General features: G+C 69.0%; 9 protein-coding genes. All 9 read right to left on the minus strand.

The window, feature by feature from the left end:
- Positions 1-32: 32 nt before the first annotated feature.
- Positions 33-503, minus strand: a complete 471-nt coding sequence (locus ABTX18_RS30715) for a Dps family protein (RefSeq protein WP_136327911.1) — start codon at positions 501-503, stop codon at positions 33-35.
- 292 nt (positions 504-795) lie between these two features.
- Positions 796-1179: a helix-turn-helix domain-containing protein gene (locus ABTX18_RS30720; protein WP_069169097.1), complete on the minus strand. Its 384-nt coding sequence runs from the start codon at positions 1177-1179 to the stop codon at positions 796-798.
- Positions 1180-1288: 109 nt separating this feature from the next.
- On the minus strand, positions 1289-1798 hold the full coding sequence (locus tag ABTX18_RS30725) for a CinA family protein (RefSeq protein WP_352126053.1): 510 nt from the start codon (positions 1796-1798) through the stop codon (positions 1289-1291).
- Positions 1795-2526, minus strand: coding sequence for a CDP-diacylglycerol--glycerol-3-phosphate 3-phosphatidyltransferase (gene pgsA / locus ABTX18_RS30730; protein ID WP_352126054.1), 732 nt, complete (start codon positions 2524-2526; stop codon positions 1795-1797). The genes ABTX18_RS30725 and pgsA overlap by 4 nt, the downstream gene beginning before the upstream one ends.
- Positions 2523-4001: a 30S ribosomal protein S12 methylthiotransferase RimO gene (gene rimO / locus ABTX18_RS30735; protein ID WP_352126055.1), complete on the minus strand. Its 1479-nt coding sequence runs from the start codon at positions 3999-4001 to the stop codon at positions 2523-2525. The genes pgsA and rimO overlap by 4 nt, the downstream gene beginning before the upstream one ends.
- A 222-nt stretch (positions 4002-4223) precedes the next feature.
- Positions 4224-5024, minus strand: a complete 801-nt coding sequence (locus ABTX18_RS30740; RefSeq protein WP_352126056.1) for a helix-turn-helix domain-containing protein — start codon at positions 5022-5024, stop codon at positions 4224-4226.
- Between the two features lie 204 nt (positions 5025-5228).
- On the minus strand, positions 5229-8003 hold the full coding sequence (locus ABTX18_RS30745; RefSeq protein WP_352126057.1) for a DNA translocase FtsK: 2775 nt from the start codon (positions 8001-8003) through the stop codon (positions 5229-5231).
- Positions 8004-8244: 241 nt separating this feature from the next.
- Positions 8245-8922, minus strand: a complete 678-nt coding sequence (locus ABTX18_RS30750) for a response regulator (protein WP_136327917.1) — start codon at positions 8920-8922, stop codon at positions 8245-8247.
- Between the two features lie 255 nt (positions 8923-9177).
- On the minus strand, positions 9178-12885 hold a 3708-nt coding region (locus ABTX18_RS30755), incomplete at its 5' end, for a HAMP domain-containing protein (RefSeq protein ID WP_352126058.1).

Consider the following 12885-nt stretch of genomic DNA (forward strand, 5'->3'; position numbering starts at 1 on the left):
GGGGGACCTGCCGGGTGGGTGGGAGAACCCGCTCAGGCACTCTCCGCCTGGAACATCCACGCGTGCTTTTCGAGGTCGGCGGTCAGCGTGATGAGGATGTCCTGGCTGACGGGGTCGGGGTCGCCCGTCACCTCGATCCGCTCGCGCATCCGGCCGATCACGATCCCCAGGGCGTCGACCAGGGTCCGTACGGCGTCGACGTCCTTCACCCAGCCCTCGGGCACGGAGTCGATGGCCGTGGTCCTCGCGATCGTCCCCGACCGGCCGTCCGGGTTGACGCCCAGCGCGGAGGCCCGCTCGGCCACCGTGTCGGAGTGCTGGCGGGCGGTGTCGACGACCTCGTCGAGCTGAAGATGCACGGACCTGAAGCGAGGCCCCACCACGTTCCAGTGGACCTGCTTGGCCACCAGGGAGAGGTCGACGAGGTCCACCAGGGCGCCCTGGAGCGCACCACCCACGGACTTGAGGTCAGCCTCGGACAGCGGGCTCTTCACGACAGACATCACATCTCCGATCTGGTATCCGTTCCGTTCAGCACCAACCACGATGGCACAAACGAAGCAAAACGGTCATCTGGGGAAAGTCCTCGAAGAGATCGTTCCCCGGTCTCGTCCATGCGCCTGCCCGCTGAGAGCACGCCAACACCCCGCACCCAGCCCTCGCCCGCACCGGAATCAAAGCCGGTGGACCATCCGGTGAAGCGCCCGCCGCACAGCCCGCGGACGCACAGAAGCCCCGGTCCGCCCCCCTGAGGGGGAGGACCGGGGCTCCGGCTTTCACACCGAACCGAGCGGGTCAGGCGGCGACGACATCCACCGCTTCCGCAGGCGCCTTGATGGTCACCCGCCCCGTCGGCACACCCGCCACCGAGGAAACGGAGACGGAATTGAGCATGGGGCGCACCGGTACAGGGACCGGATCGCTGGCTGCTGCCGACTCGGCCAGTTCGGCCAGGGACAGCTCATCGCTCACTTCACGCATGAGCTCGGACATCCGTACATCAAGCGCGTCGCAAATGGCGGAGAGCAGTTCGGAGGATGCCTCCTTCTGCCCCCGCTCCACCTCGGAGAGATAGCCGAGCGAAACTCGGGCGGACGAGGAGACTTCGCGCAGAGTACGGCCTTGGCGCTGGCGCTGCCGACGCAGCACGTCACCAAGCAGGCGACGGAGCAGAATCATCGGTGGCTCCCTCCTCGGACCGCGTAGCCGCATCCTTCACGCCCCACCGTACCGCCTAGCGCTGCGGCCGTGCGGGGAGCGATGTCGTGTTCACTCAGGGCTGCAAACATCAATTCCCCCCGTTCTGTTCCGTATCCTGTGCGCTCGCGTACCCGCCGAGTTCGCCGGAGAGCAGTTCGAGCACGCTCCGTACGCTCTCTCTACGGATGTCCGCCCGTCCGCCGTTCAACCGCAACGCGGTCACATTCCCGGCGCCACAGGGCCCGCAGACTGCGACGAAGACCGTTCCGACCGGCTGGCCGTCCTGGGGTTCAGGGCCGGCGACGCCGGTGGTCGCCACTCCCCAGTCTGCGCCGAGCGCCCGGCGCACGCCTGCCGCCATCTGGCGCGCGACTTCGCCGTCCACTGCCCCCCGCGCCGCCAGAAGCGCCGCGTCCACGCCCAGGACTTCACTCTTGAGGGGGGTCGCGTAAGCCGTCACGGACCCTCGGAAAGCCTGCGAGGCACCGGGTACGGACGTCAGCTCGGCCGCGACCAGGCCGCCGGTCAGCGACTCGGCGACGGCGAGGGTCTCCCCCCGCCCGACGAGCAGCCGCAGCACCCGGGTCGCGGCTGTCACCGCTCGGCCTCCGCGCCCCCGCGGTTCCCGGACACCCGCTCCGGCCCCCTGGCCCCCTCGGACGCCTCAGCGGCCTCGGACGCCTTCTGCGCCGCCAGCCCCTGGCGCCGCAGCACGACGGCCTGCCGCACATAGTCCAGGCCGGTGACGACCGTCAGGACGACGGCGACCGCCATCACCCAGAAGCGCAGCGTGGCCAGCGGTCCGGTCAGCGCCAGGACGTACATTCCGACCGCGGTCCCCTGGGCCAGCGTCTTCATCTTCCCGCCGCGGCTGGCGGGAATCACCCCGTGCCGGATCACCCAGAACCGCATCAGCGTGATGCCGAGTTCCCGGAAGAGGATCACACCCGTGACCCACCAGGGCAGGTCCCCGAGATACGACAGGCAGATCAGGGCAGCGCCCATGATCGCCTTGTCGGCGATCGGGTCGGCGATCTTCCCGAAGTCGGTGACCAGGTTGTACTTGCGGGCCAGATGCCCGTCGAACACATCGGTGATCATCGCGATGGCGAACGCGGCCCAGGCGATGGAACGCCAGGCCGGGTCGTAACCGCCGTCGTGGAGCAGCAGCACGACGAACCCGGGGACCAGGACCAGCCGAGCCATGGTGAGGAGATTGGCGATGTTCCACAGGCTGGCCTGATTGACGGCCGCAGCACCCAGTTTTCCGCCGCGGGCCGGCGTCGCGCCGGAACCACCCGCCGCGGATGCCGGGACTCCGGTCATCTGGCTACCTCCGCAAGTTCACAGCTCTCCGCCACCAGGTCCACGCCTTCGGTGCCCACTACCTTCGCCTCGACCATACGGCCCGGGACGAGTCCTTCGCGTGCGGTGAAGAGCACCTGCCCGTCCGTTTCGGGCGCCTGGTGGGCGGCTCTGCCCACGGCACGCGACTCGTCCTCGGTGGGCTCGACGGACTCGACCAGCACCTGGAGAGACTCGCCGATCCGCTCCTCGGCGCGCTGCGAGGTCAGCTCCTCGGCCAGCTGCGAGATGTGCGCCAGCCGCTCGGCGATCGTGTCGGCGTCCAGCTTGTTCTCGTAGCCGACCGCCTCGGTGCCGTCCTCGTCGGAGTAGCCGAAGACGCCGATGGCGTCGAGGCGCGCGCCGGTGAGGAACCGTTCCAGCTCCGCCAGGTCCGCCTCGGTCTCGCCGGGGAAGCCCACGATGAAGTTGGAGCGCGCACCGGCCTGCGGCGCCTTGCTCCGGATGGTGTGCAGGAGTTCCAGGAAGCTGTCGGTGTCACCGAAGCGCCGCATCGCGCGCAGCACGCCGGGGGCCGAGTGCTGGAAGGACAGGTCGAAGTAGGGCGCGACCTTCGGCGTGGAGGTCAGTACGTCGATCAGCCCGGGCCGCATCTCGGCGGGCTGCAGGTAGCTGACCCGGATGCGTTCGATCCCCTCGACGTCCGCGAGCTCCGGAAGCAGTGTCTCCAGGAGGCGGATGTCACCGAGGTCCTTGCCGTACGAGGTGTTGTTCTCGGAGACCAGCATGACCTCCTTCACGCCCTGCTCGGCCAGCCAGCGCGTCTCGCCCAGGACGTCCGAGGGCCGCCGCGAGATGAAGGAGCCGCGGAAGGACGGGATGGCGCAGAAGGAGCAGCGGCGGTCGCAGCCCGAGGCGAGCTTGACGGAGGCGACGGGGCTGGTGCCCAGCCGGCGGCGCAGGGGCGCGCGGGGACCGGAGACCGGCGCGACGCCTTCCGGCAGATCGGCGGGGGCCGGTGCGGCCTCCTGGGCGTGGCCGGGCAGGGCCACGGAGGCGTCCTGGCGATCGGCGGGGCTGATGGGCAGCAGCTTGCGGCGGTCGCGCGGGGTGTGGGAGGCGTGGATGCCGCCGTTGAGGATGGTCTGGAGGCGGTCGGAGATGTCTGCGTAGTCGTCGAATCCGAGGACTCCGTCGGCCTCCGGCAGGGCCTCGGCGAGGTCCTTGCCGTAGCGCTCGGCCATGCAGCCGACGGCGACGACGGCCTGGGTCCGGCCGTGGTCCTTCAGATCATTGGCTTCGAGCAGGGCATCGACGGAGTCCTTCTTGGCGGCCTCGACGAATCCACAGGTGTTGACCACGGCGACATCGGCATCGGAGGCGTCCTCGACGAGCTCCCAGCCGTCCGCTGCCAAGCGGCCTGCGAGCTCCTCCGAGTCCACCTCGTTACGGGCGCAGCCAAGAGTGACAAGGGCGACGGTACGGCGTTCGGGCATGGGCTCAAGACTACTTTGTCCCGGCACTGGCCCTGCCGTGCAGGGTTCGCCGCTTACAGAGAGTGACCAAGGCGGGGATCGACGAAGCGCTGGGTGCGACAAAGGCGGAGAGCGCCCGGCACGGTGGCCGGGCGCTCTCCGCCCTGTGAACTGCGGGACTGTCGAACTGGGGGACTGTCGAACTGGGGGACTGTCGAACTACCGAACTGCAAGGTCCCGAGGTCAGCCGACCTCGGGGTCGCCCTTGGTGTAGGAGAGCCGCTCGACCTGTCCGGGCTGGAACTGGTCCTCGACCTTCTTGCCATTGACGAAGAGTTCGATCGATCCGGCGTTCCCGAGAACGAGGTCGACGCGCTCCTTGTCCTGGAACGTCTTCGTCTCGCCCTGCTGGAGGGTTCCGTCGAAGAGGGACCGGCCGTTGTGGTCCTTGGCGGAGATCCAGCTCTTGCCCTGGCTCGCGCTGAGCTTGACCGTCACCTTGTCCTGGGGCGCCGCCGCGATGGCACTGTCCGAGGGGGCCGGCTTCGGGTCGACGGGCTTGCTGGAGGCGGGCTTGGGGGTGATCTTGTCGGAGGTCGGGCCTTCGGCGACCTGGCCGGCCGTGGACGGCTCGTCACCGCCCTTGAAGAAGGTGAAGCCGACGAAACCGACGACGGCCACGATGGCCGCGACCATGGCCGCGGTCCAGTTGGGCCGCCGGGGTTCGGAACGGATCCGCTCGGCTTCGAACAGCGGTGCCGCCCCCGTCGGTGAGGGACGGCCGCCGTGGTCGGCGTCGTACTGCGAGACCAGCGGTTCCGGATCGGTGCCTACGGCACGTGCGAGCGTTCGGATATGGCCGCGGGCGTACACGTCGCCGCCGCAGCGGGAGAAGTCGTCCTCCTCGATCGCGTGCACGATGGGGATGCGCACCCGGGTGGACGTGCTGACCTCTTCGACCGTGAGACCTGCGGCGATACGAGCCTGCTGCAGCACTCGACCGATCGAAGGCCGGTCGTCTTCGGGGGAGTTGCCGATGGACACGGGGGCGCCTTTCGAGCGTGAGCCACCTGCTGGGTGTTCAGTCTAGGGGGGGTACGAAAGGGTGGGGCAACCGGGAGGGAGGACTTTGTACGCCATCAGATTCGAACAGAGTCGGATTCGCCGGACGGCCCCGGGAAGGAACATCCTGCCGTCCCTCCCCTCAACTTGACGTACGACCCGGCGAAACGGTTGCCCGCGAAATCCTCACGAACCGGTTTCTCCGCGGATCACTGCCAGCACGCCGTCTAGTTCGTCCGGTTTCACCATGACGTCGCGGGCCTTGGAGCCCTCGCTGGGGCCGACGATGTTCCGCGACTCCATCAGATCCATCAGCCGGCCGGCCTTCGCGAACCCCACGCGCAGCTTGCGCTGGAGCATCGAGGTGGACCCGAACTGGGTGGAGACGACCAGTTCAGCGGCCTGGCAGAGCAGGTCCAGGTCGTCGCCGATGTCCTCGTCGATCTCCTTCTTCTGCTTCGTCCCGACCACCACGTCGTCACGGAAGACGGGCGCCATCTGGTCCTTGCAGTGCTGGACGACCGCAGCGACCTCGTCCTCGGTGACGAAGGCGCCCTGCATACGGGTCGGCTTGTTCGCCCCCATCGGCAGGAACAGCCCGTCACCCTTTCCGATGAGTTTCTCGGCTCCGGGCTGGTCGAGGATGACGCGGCTGTCGGCCAGCGACGAGGTGGCGAAGGCGAGCCGGGAGGGCACGTTCGCCTTGATCAGACCGGTGACGACGTCCACCGAGGGGCGCTGGGTGGCGAGCACCAGATGGATACCGGCTGCGCGGGCCAGCTGGGTGATGCGGACGATCGAGTCCTCGACGTCCCGGGGGGCCACCATCATGAGGTCGGCGAGCTCGTCGACGATCACCAGCAGGTACGGGTACGGCGACAGCTCCCGCTCGCTGCCCTCCGGCGTCTTGAGCTTCCCGGTGCGCACGGCGTGGTTGAAGTCGTCGATGTGCCGGTAGCCGAACGCGGCGAGGTCGTCGTAGCGCAGGTCCATCTCGCGTACGACCCACTGGAGCGCTTCGGCGGCCTTCTTGGGGTTGGTGATGATCGGCGTGATCAGGTGCGGGATGCCCTCGTACGCGGTCAGCTCTACGCGCTTGGGGTCGACGAGCACCATGCGTACGTCCTCCGGCGTCGCCCGCACCATCACCGAGGTGATCAGGCAGTTGATGCAGGAGGACTTACCGGAACCGGTGGCTCCGGCCACCAGGACGTGCGGCATCTTCGCGAGATTGGCCATCTCGTAGCCGCCCTCGACGTTCTTGCCGAGCGCGACCAGCATCGGGTGCTCGTCCTCCGCCGCGTCCGCGAGGCGCAGCACGTCGCCGAGGTTGACCATTTCGCGGTCGGAGTTGGGGATCTCGATGCCGACGGCGGACTTCCCCGGGATCGGGGAGATGATCCGGACGTCGGGGCTGGCGACGGCGTACGCGATGTTCTTGGCGAGCGCCGTGATCCGCTCCACCTTCACGGCCGGCCCGAGCTCCACCTCGTACCGCGTCACCGTGGGGCCGCGGGTGAAGCCGGTGACGGCCGCGTCGACCTTGAACTCGGTGAAGACGTTGGTCAGGGACGCGACGATGGCGTCGTTGGCGGCGCTGCGGGTCTTGCCGGGGCCGCCGCGCTCCAGCAGGTCGAGCGAGGGCAGCGAGTAGGTGATGTCGCCGGAGAGCTGGAGCTGCTCGGCGCGCGGCGGAAGGGGCTGCGACTGCGACCGGTCCGGGACCTGCCTGGTCAGGTCCGGTACGCCTCCGGAGGGCGCCGGGGCCCTCTCCCCCGGCCTCCGCGCCGGCTCCGCCTCCCTGGCGCCGGGCACCGGGGTGCCCGCGCGCTCGCGGTCCGCCGAGACGCCCTGGGTGAGGTCGGCGACGACCGGCGAGGGCGGCATGCCGTTGAGCACGGCCCCGTCGAGCGCGGCGGCCGCCGCGGCCGCGACGTCGACGGCGTCCATGGTCCGGTTCATCGCCGGCTGCACGGAGGGCCTGCGGGGCCTGCGGCGCCGGGAGAGCGCGTCGGTCTCCGCCCGGTCGGGGTCGTACTCCTCCGAGGCCTCGGCGCGGCGGGCGGAGGAGCGGCGGGAGCGGGCGGGCAGCGACTCACGCCACTGCTCGTCGTACCGCTCGTCGTCGTCCTCGTCGAGCGCCTCCGGATCGTGGACCGGCTCGATGATGCCGAGCTTGGAGCCGAGCAGCCGCAGTCGCTGCGGAATCGCGTTCACCGGCGTCGCCGTCACGACCAGCAGCCCGAAGACGGTCAGGAGCAGGAGCAGCGGTACGGCGAGCACCTCGCCCATGGTGAAGATCAGCGGCTTGGAGGCGGCCCAGCCGATGAGGCCGCCCGCGTCCTGCATGGCCTCGGTGCCGTCCTCGCGTCCTGGTGATCCGCACGCGATGTGGACCTGCCCGAGCACCCCGATGACCAGCGCGGAGAGCCCGATGACGATCCGGCCGTTGGCCTCGGGCTTCTCGGGATACAGGATCAGTCGTACGGCGACGCAGCCCAGCAGTATCGGTACGAGAAGGTCGAGCCGGCCGAAGGCTCCGGTGACGAGCATCTCGACGAGGTCGCCGACCGGTCCGCGCAGATTCGACCAGGTGCCGGCGGCGACGATCAGCGCGAGCCCGAGCAGCAGCAGCGCCACGCCGTCCTTGCGGTGAGCGGGGTCGAGGCCCTTGGCGCCGCGCCCTATGCCGCGGAACAGCGCGCCGACGGCGTGGGCGGCTCCGAGCCAGACGGCCCGCACCAGGCGGTACACCCCGCCGGTGGGCGAGGGCGCCGGTTTCGGCGGGGCGGCCTTCTTGGCCACCGCCTTCTTCGCGGGTGCCTTCTTGGCGGGCGCTGTCTTCTTCGCGGCGGTCTTCTTGGCGGGCGCGGCTTTCTTCGCCGGGCCCGAGGGACGGCCGGCGCGCTTCGCGGTGCCCGCCGTGCCCTGGGAACCCTTGCCGGACGTACGTGAGGCCATGGGGCCGAGGTTACCGGTGTCTGCGGCAGTGAACACGTGCGCGTGCCGGTTCACCCGACCGTGTCGCCGTACAGCGGCCGCAAACTGACGCGCCCTCACCGGCCCCCGGAGGCGGAACGCCGACCGGCCGGGAAAGCCCCGACCGTGCCTCAGCCGCCGAACGCTTCCACCCTCCGCACAGTTGACGCCTCACCGGCCCGAAGGGGCCCGGCGGGCAGGCGCCGTACGACCGGCAGCAGCGTTACGAGGAGAGGGCGGCGGGTCCGCCACCTGTGCCGGGCTCCAGCGCGTCCAGCGCCCGGCGCAGCCCGGTCAGCTTTCGTTCGAGGTGAGCGGCGGTGGCCACGGCTCCGGCGTCCGCCGACTCGTCGTCGAGCTGCTTGGAGAGGGCCTCGGCCTGCTCCTCGACCGCCGCGAGCCGTGCGGAGAGCTCGGCGAGCAGTCCGGCGGGTTCCTTCTCGTGGTTCGCGCCCACGTGCCCGCCGCCCTCCAGCTGGAGGCGCAGCAGCGCGGCCTGCTCGCGCAGCTGGCAGTTCTTCATGTACAGCTCGACGAAGACCGAGACCTTGGCGCGCAGCACCCAGGGGTCGAACGGCTTCGAGATGTAGTCCACCGCGCCGGCCGCATAGCCCCGGAAGGTGTGGTGCGGGCCGTGGTTGATCGCGGTGAGGAAGATGATCGGGATGTCCCGGGTCCGCTCCCGCCGCTTGATGTGCGCCGCGGTCTCGAAACCGTCCATGCCCGGCATCTGGACGTCCAGCAGAATCACCGCGAAGTCGTCCGTGAGCAGCGCTTTGAGCGCTTCCTCCCCTGACGATGCCCGGACCAGTGTCTGATCGAGCGCAGAGAGGATGGCCTCCAGCGCCAGCAGATTCTCCGGCCGGTCATCGACCAGGAGGATCTTGGCCTTCTGCACCATGGCCCGTCCTCCTCGCCCCGGAATCGCACCGGGCGCCGCCCCAGGGGACGGCACCCTTACGCCGTCCGTCCTTGTGCCGGTCATGGTAGCCGCACCCCGCCCGTCACCACACCCTGTCACCGCGATGTCACTGTGCACACAGGGAAAACGCGGCGAAGGACCAGAAGGTTCCCCGGATCCGCGTTCCCACACTCCCTCCGACACAGCCAGTTCACACATCGCGATCGATTCGCTCAATCAGGGCTCACCCTCCGATCACTCTGCGCGCATCCACTCCTCCATAACCGACAGAAGATGGTCGGGATCGACCGGCTTGGTGACGTAGTCGGATGCTCCTGACTCGATCGCCTTTTCCCGGTCGCCCTTCATCGCCTTCGCCGTCAGCGCGATGATCGGCAGACCGGCGAACTGCGGCATCCTGCGGATCGCCGAGGTCGTCGCGTAGCCGTCCATCTCCGGCATCATGATGTCCATCAGGACGACCGTCACCTCGTCGTGCTGCTCCAGGACTTCGATCCCCTCGCGCCCGTTCTCCGCGTACAGCACCGACAGGCCGTGCTGTTCCAGCACGCTGGTGAGCGCGAAGACGTTGCGGATGTCGTCGTCGACGATCAGCACCTTCTCGCCGCTGAACCGGAACGTCCTGCGAGCCTCGGGCTCCTGCTGGCCGCCGAGCGTCCACGGTTCCTGCGACGACGGCCGGTCCGCCGAGGAGGCCGGCCCGGGCTGCGGCGCGGGCTGCTGCCCGCCGCCCAGTGCCTTGCGCCGACGCCTCAACAGCCCTGCCGCACCGCTCTGGTCGGGTCCGTTCCCCGGCATCCCCGAAGCTTCCCCGAACGTCTGGAAGCCCTGTCCGGAACCCTGGCCCGCCTCGGGCAGCCGGCCGCTCTCGACCGCCGCACCGTGCACCTCGATGGGCCCCGGGCCGATCTGCGGGTAACCCTGCGGCGGGAGTTCGCTCGGGTGCAGCGGCAGGTACAGCGTGAACGTCGAACCGCGGCCCGGCTCGCTGGCCGCGTGGATCTCCCCGCCCAGCAGCCGCGCGATCTCCCGGCTGATGGAGAGACCGAGGCCGGTGCCGCCGTACTTGCGGCTGGTCGTCCCGTCCGCCTGCTTGAACGCCTCGAAGATCACCAGCATCTTGCTGGAGGCGATCCCGATTCCGGTGTCGGTCACCGAGAAGGCGATCAGATCGGCGTCGGCGTCCCGCAGGGACCCGGCTTCCAGCAACTGCTCACGGATGGCGTCCGGAACCTCCGCACCGGCGTGCCGGATCACCAGCTCGACGGCGCCGCTGTCGGTGAACTTCACCGCGTTGGAGAGCAGGTTGCGCAGCACCTGGAGCAGCCGCTGTTCGTCCGTGTGCAGCGTGGCCGGAAGTTCCGGCGACACCCGTACGGAGAAGTCCAGCCCCTTTTCCGCGGTGAGCGGCCGGAACGTCGCCTCCACGTAGTCGACCAGCTGCACCAGCGCGATCCGGGTCGGACTGACGTCCATCTTGCCCGCCTCGACCTTCGACAGATCGAGGATGTCGTTGATCAGCTGAAGCAGATCGGAACCGGCCCCGTGGATCGTCTCGGCGAATTCCACCTGCTTCGGCGACAGATTGCCCTCGGCGTTGTCCGCGAGGAGCTTGGCCAGAATGAGCAGCGAGTTGAGCGGCGTCCGCAGCTCGTGGGACATGTTCGCCAGGAACTCCGACTTGTACCGCATGGAGACGGCGAGCTGTTCGGCGCGTTCCTCCAGAACCTGGCGCGCCTCCTCGATCTCGGTGTTCTTGACCTCGATGTCGCGGTTCTGCTGGGCCAGCAGCTCGGCCTTCTCCTCCAGTTCGGCGTTGGACGCCTGGAGGGCCTTCTGTCGGTTCTCCAACTCCTGGGACCTGTCGCGCAGTTGCTCGGTGAGCTGCTGCGACTGCTCCAGCAGTTTCTCGGTCGTGGTGTTGACGCTGATCGTGTTGACGCTCGTGGCGATCATCTCGGCCAGCTGGTTGAGGAAGTCCCGCTGGATATGGGTGAACGGCTGGAACGAGGCCAGTTCGATCACGCCCAGCACCTTTCCCTCGAAGAGCACCGGCAGCACGATCACGTGCGCGGGCGGCGCCTCACCGAGACCGGAGGAGATCTTCAGGTACCCCGGTGGCACGTTGTCCACCTGAATCGTCCGCTTCTCCTCGGCCGCCGTGCCGATGAGCGTCTCCCCGGGGCGGAAGGACGTCGGCATGGAGCCCGCCGAATAGCCGTAACTGCCGCGCATGCGGAGCTCGTACGCGCCCTCCTTGTCACCCTCCGCACCCAGCGCGTCGGTGTCCCCGGTCGCCATCGCGAGGAAGAAGGCACCGTGCTGCGCGGAGACGACCGGGGTCAGCTCGCTCATGATCAGCGAGGCCACGTCGTCCAGATCGCGCCGCCCCTGCATCAGACCGGAGATCCGGGCGAGGTTGCCCTTGAGCCAGTCCTGCTCCTTGTTGGTGGCCGTGGTGTCGCGCAGGTTGGCGATCATCGTGTTGATGTTGTCCTGCAGGGCCTGGATCTCGCCCGCCGCGTCCACATCGATCTTGAGATTGAGATCGCCCCGGGTCACCGCGGTGGCCACGGCCGCGATGGCGCGCACCTGACGGGTCAGATTCCCGGCCATCTCGTTCACGGACTCCGTGAGGTCGCGCCACGTACCGTCCACGTCCCGGACCCGCGCCTGGCCGCCCAGCTGCCCCTCGGTGCCCACCTCGCGGGCCACCCGGGTCACCTGGTCGGCGAACGAGGACAGCTGATCGACCATCGTGTTGATGGTGTTCTTCAGCTCCAGGATCTCGCCCCGGGCGTCGATGTCGATCTTCTTGGTGAGATCGCCCTTGGCGATGGCGGTGGTGACGGTGGCGATCTGGCGCACCTGACCGGTCAGATTGGACGCCATCGAGTTCACGGACTCGGTGAGGTCCTTCCACGTACCGGAGACCCCTGGGACGCGCGCCTGGCCGCCCAGCTCGCCCTCCGTGCCCACCTCGCGGGCGACGCGCGTCACCTCGTCGGCGAACGACGACAGGGTCGTCACCATCGTGTTGACGGTGTCGGCCAGTTCGGCGACCTCTCCGCGCGCCTCGACGGTGACTTTCTTCGTCAGGTCGCCGTTGGCCACCGCGGACGAGACCCGGGAGATGTTCCGCACCTGACTGGTCAGGTTGTTGGCCATCAGGTTGACGTTCTCGCTGAGGTCCTTCCAGATGCCCGTGGCACCCCGGACCCGCGCCTGGCCGCCGAGGATGCCCTCGGTGCCCACCTCGCGGGCGACACGCGTCACCTCGTCACCGAAGTTCATCAGCTGGTCGACCATCGTGTTGACGGTCGTGACCAGTTCGAGGATCTCGCCCTTGGCATCGACGGTGATCTTCTTGGAGAGGTCGCCCTTCGCGACCGCGGTGGTGACCTCGGCGATGTTGCGGACCTGAAGGGTCAGGTTGTTCGCCATGCCGTTGACGGACTGGGTGAGGTCCTTCCACGTCCCGGACACGCCCTGCACCTCGGCCTGACCGCCGAGGATGCCTTCCGTGCCCACCTCGCGGGCGACCCGGGTCACCTGCTCCGCGAAGTTCGAGAGCTGGTCGACCATCGTGTTGAGGGTGTTCTTCAGCTCCAGGATCTCGCCGCGCGCGTCCACGTCGATCTTCTGCGACAGGTCACCCCGCGCCACCGCCGTGGCGACCTGCGCGATGTTACGGACCTGAGCGGTGAGGTTCCCGGCCATGCCGTTCACCGAATCGGTCAGATCCCGCCACACACCGGCCACGCCGGGCACCTGCGCCTGACCGCCGAGGCGGCCCTCCGTGCCCACGTCACGCGCCACCCGGGTCACCTGCTCCGCGAAGGCGGACAGCTGGTCGACCATCGTGTTGAGGGTGTTCTTCAGCTCCAGGATCTCGCCGCGCGCGTCCACGTCGATCTTCTGCGACAGGTCACCCCGCGCCAC

This window comes from Streptomyces sp. NPDC096323 (genome assembly GCF_040302845.1).
Classification (GTDB): Bacteria; Actinomycetota; Actinomycetes; order Streptomycetales; family Streptomycetaceae; genus Streptomyces.

What these genes read in the sequence shown, in the direction of transcription:
- ABTX18_RS30750 (WP_136327917.1), bottom strand. Translation starts at nt 8,922, where the DNA reads ATGGTGCAGAAGGCCAAGATCCTCCTGGTCGATGACCGGCCGGAGAAT.
- ABTX18_RS30745 (WP_352126057.1), bottom strand. Translation starts at nt 8,003, where the DNA reads ATGGCCTCACGTACGTCCGGCAAGGGTTCCCAGGGCACGGCGGGCACC.
- rimO (WP_352126055.1), bottom strand. Translation starts at nt 4,001, where the DNA reads ATGCCCGAACGCCGTACCGTCGCCCTTGTCACTCTTGGCTGCGCCCGT.
- ABTX18_RS30720 (WP_069169097.1), bottom strand. Translation starts at nt 1,179, where the DNA reads ATGATTCTGCTCCGTCGCCTGCTTGGTGACGTGCTGCGTCGGCAGCGC.
- pgsA (WP_352126054.1), bottom strand. Translation starts at nt 2,526, where the DNA reads ATGACCGGAGTCCCGGCATCCGCGGCGGGTGGTTCCGGCGCGACGCCG.
- ABTX18_RS30715 (WP_136327911.1), bottom strand. Translation starts at nt 503, where the DNA reads ATGTCTGTCGTGAAGAGCCCGCTGTCCGAGGCTGACCTCAAGTCCGTG.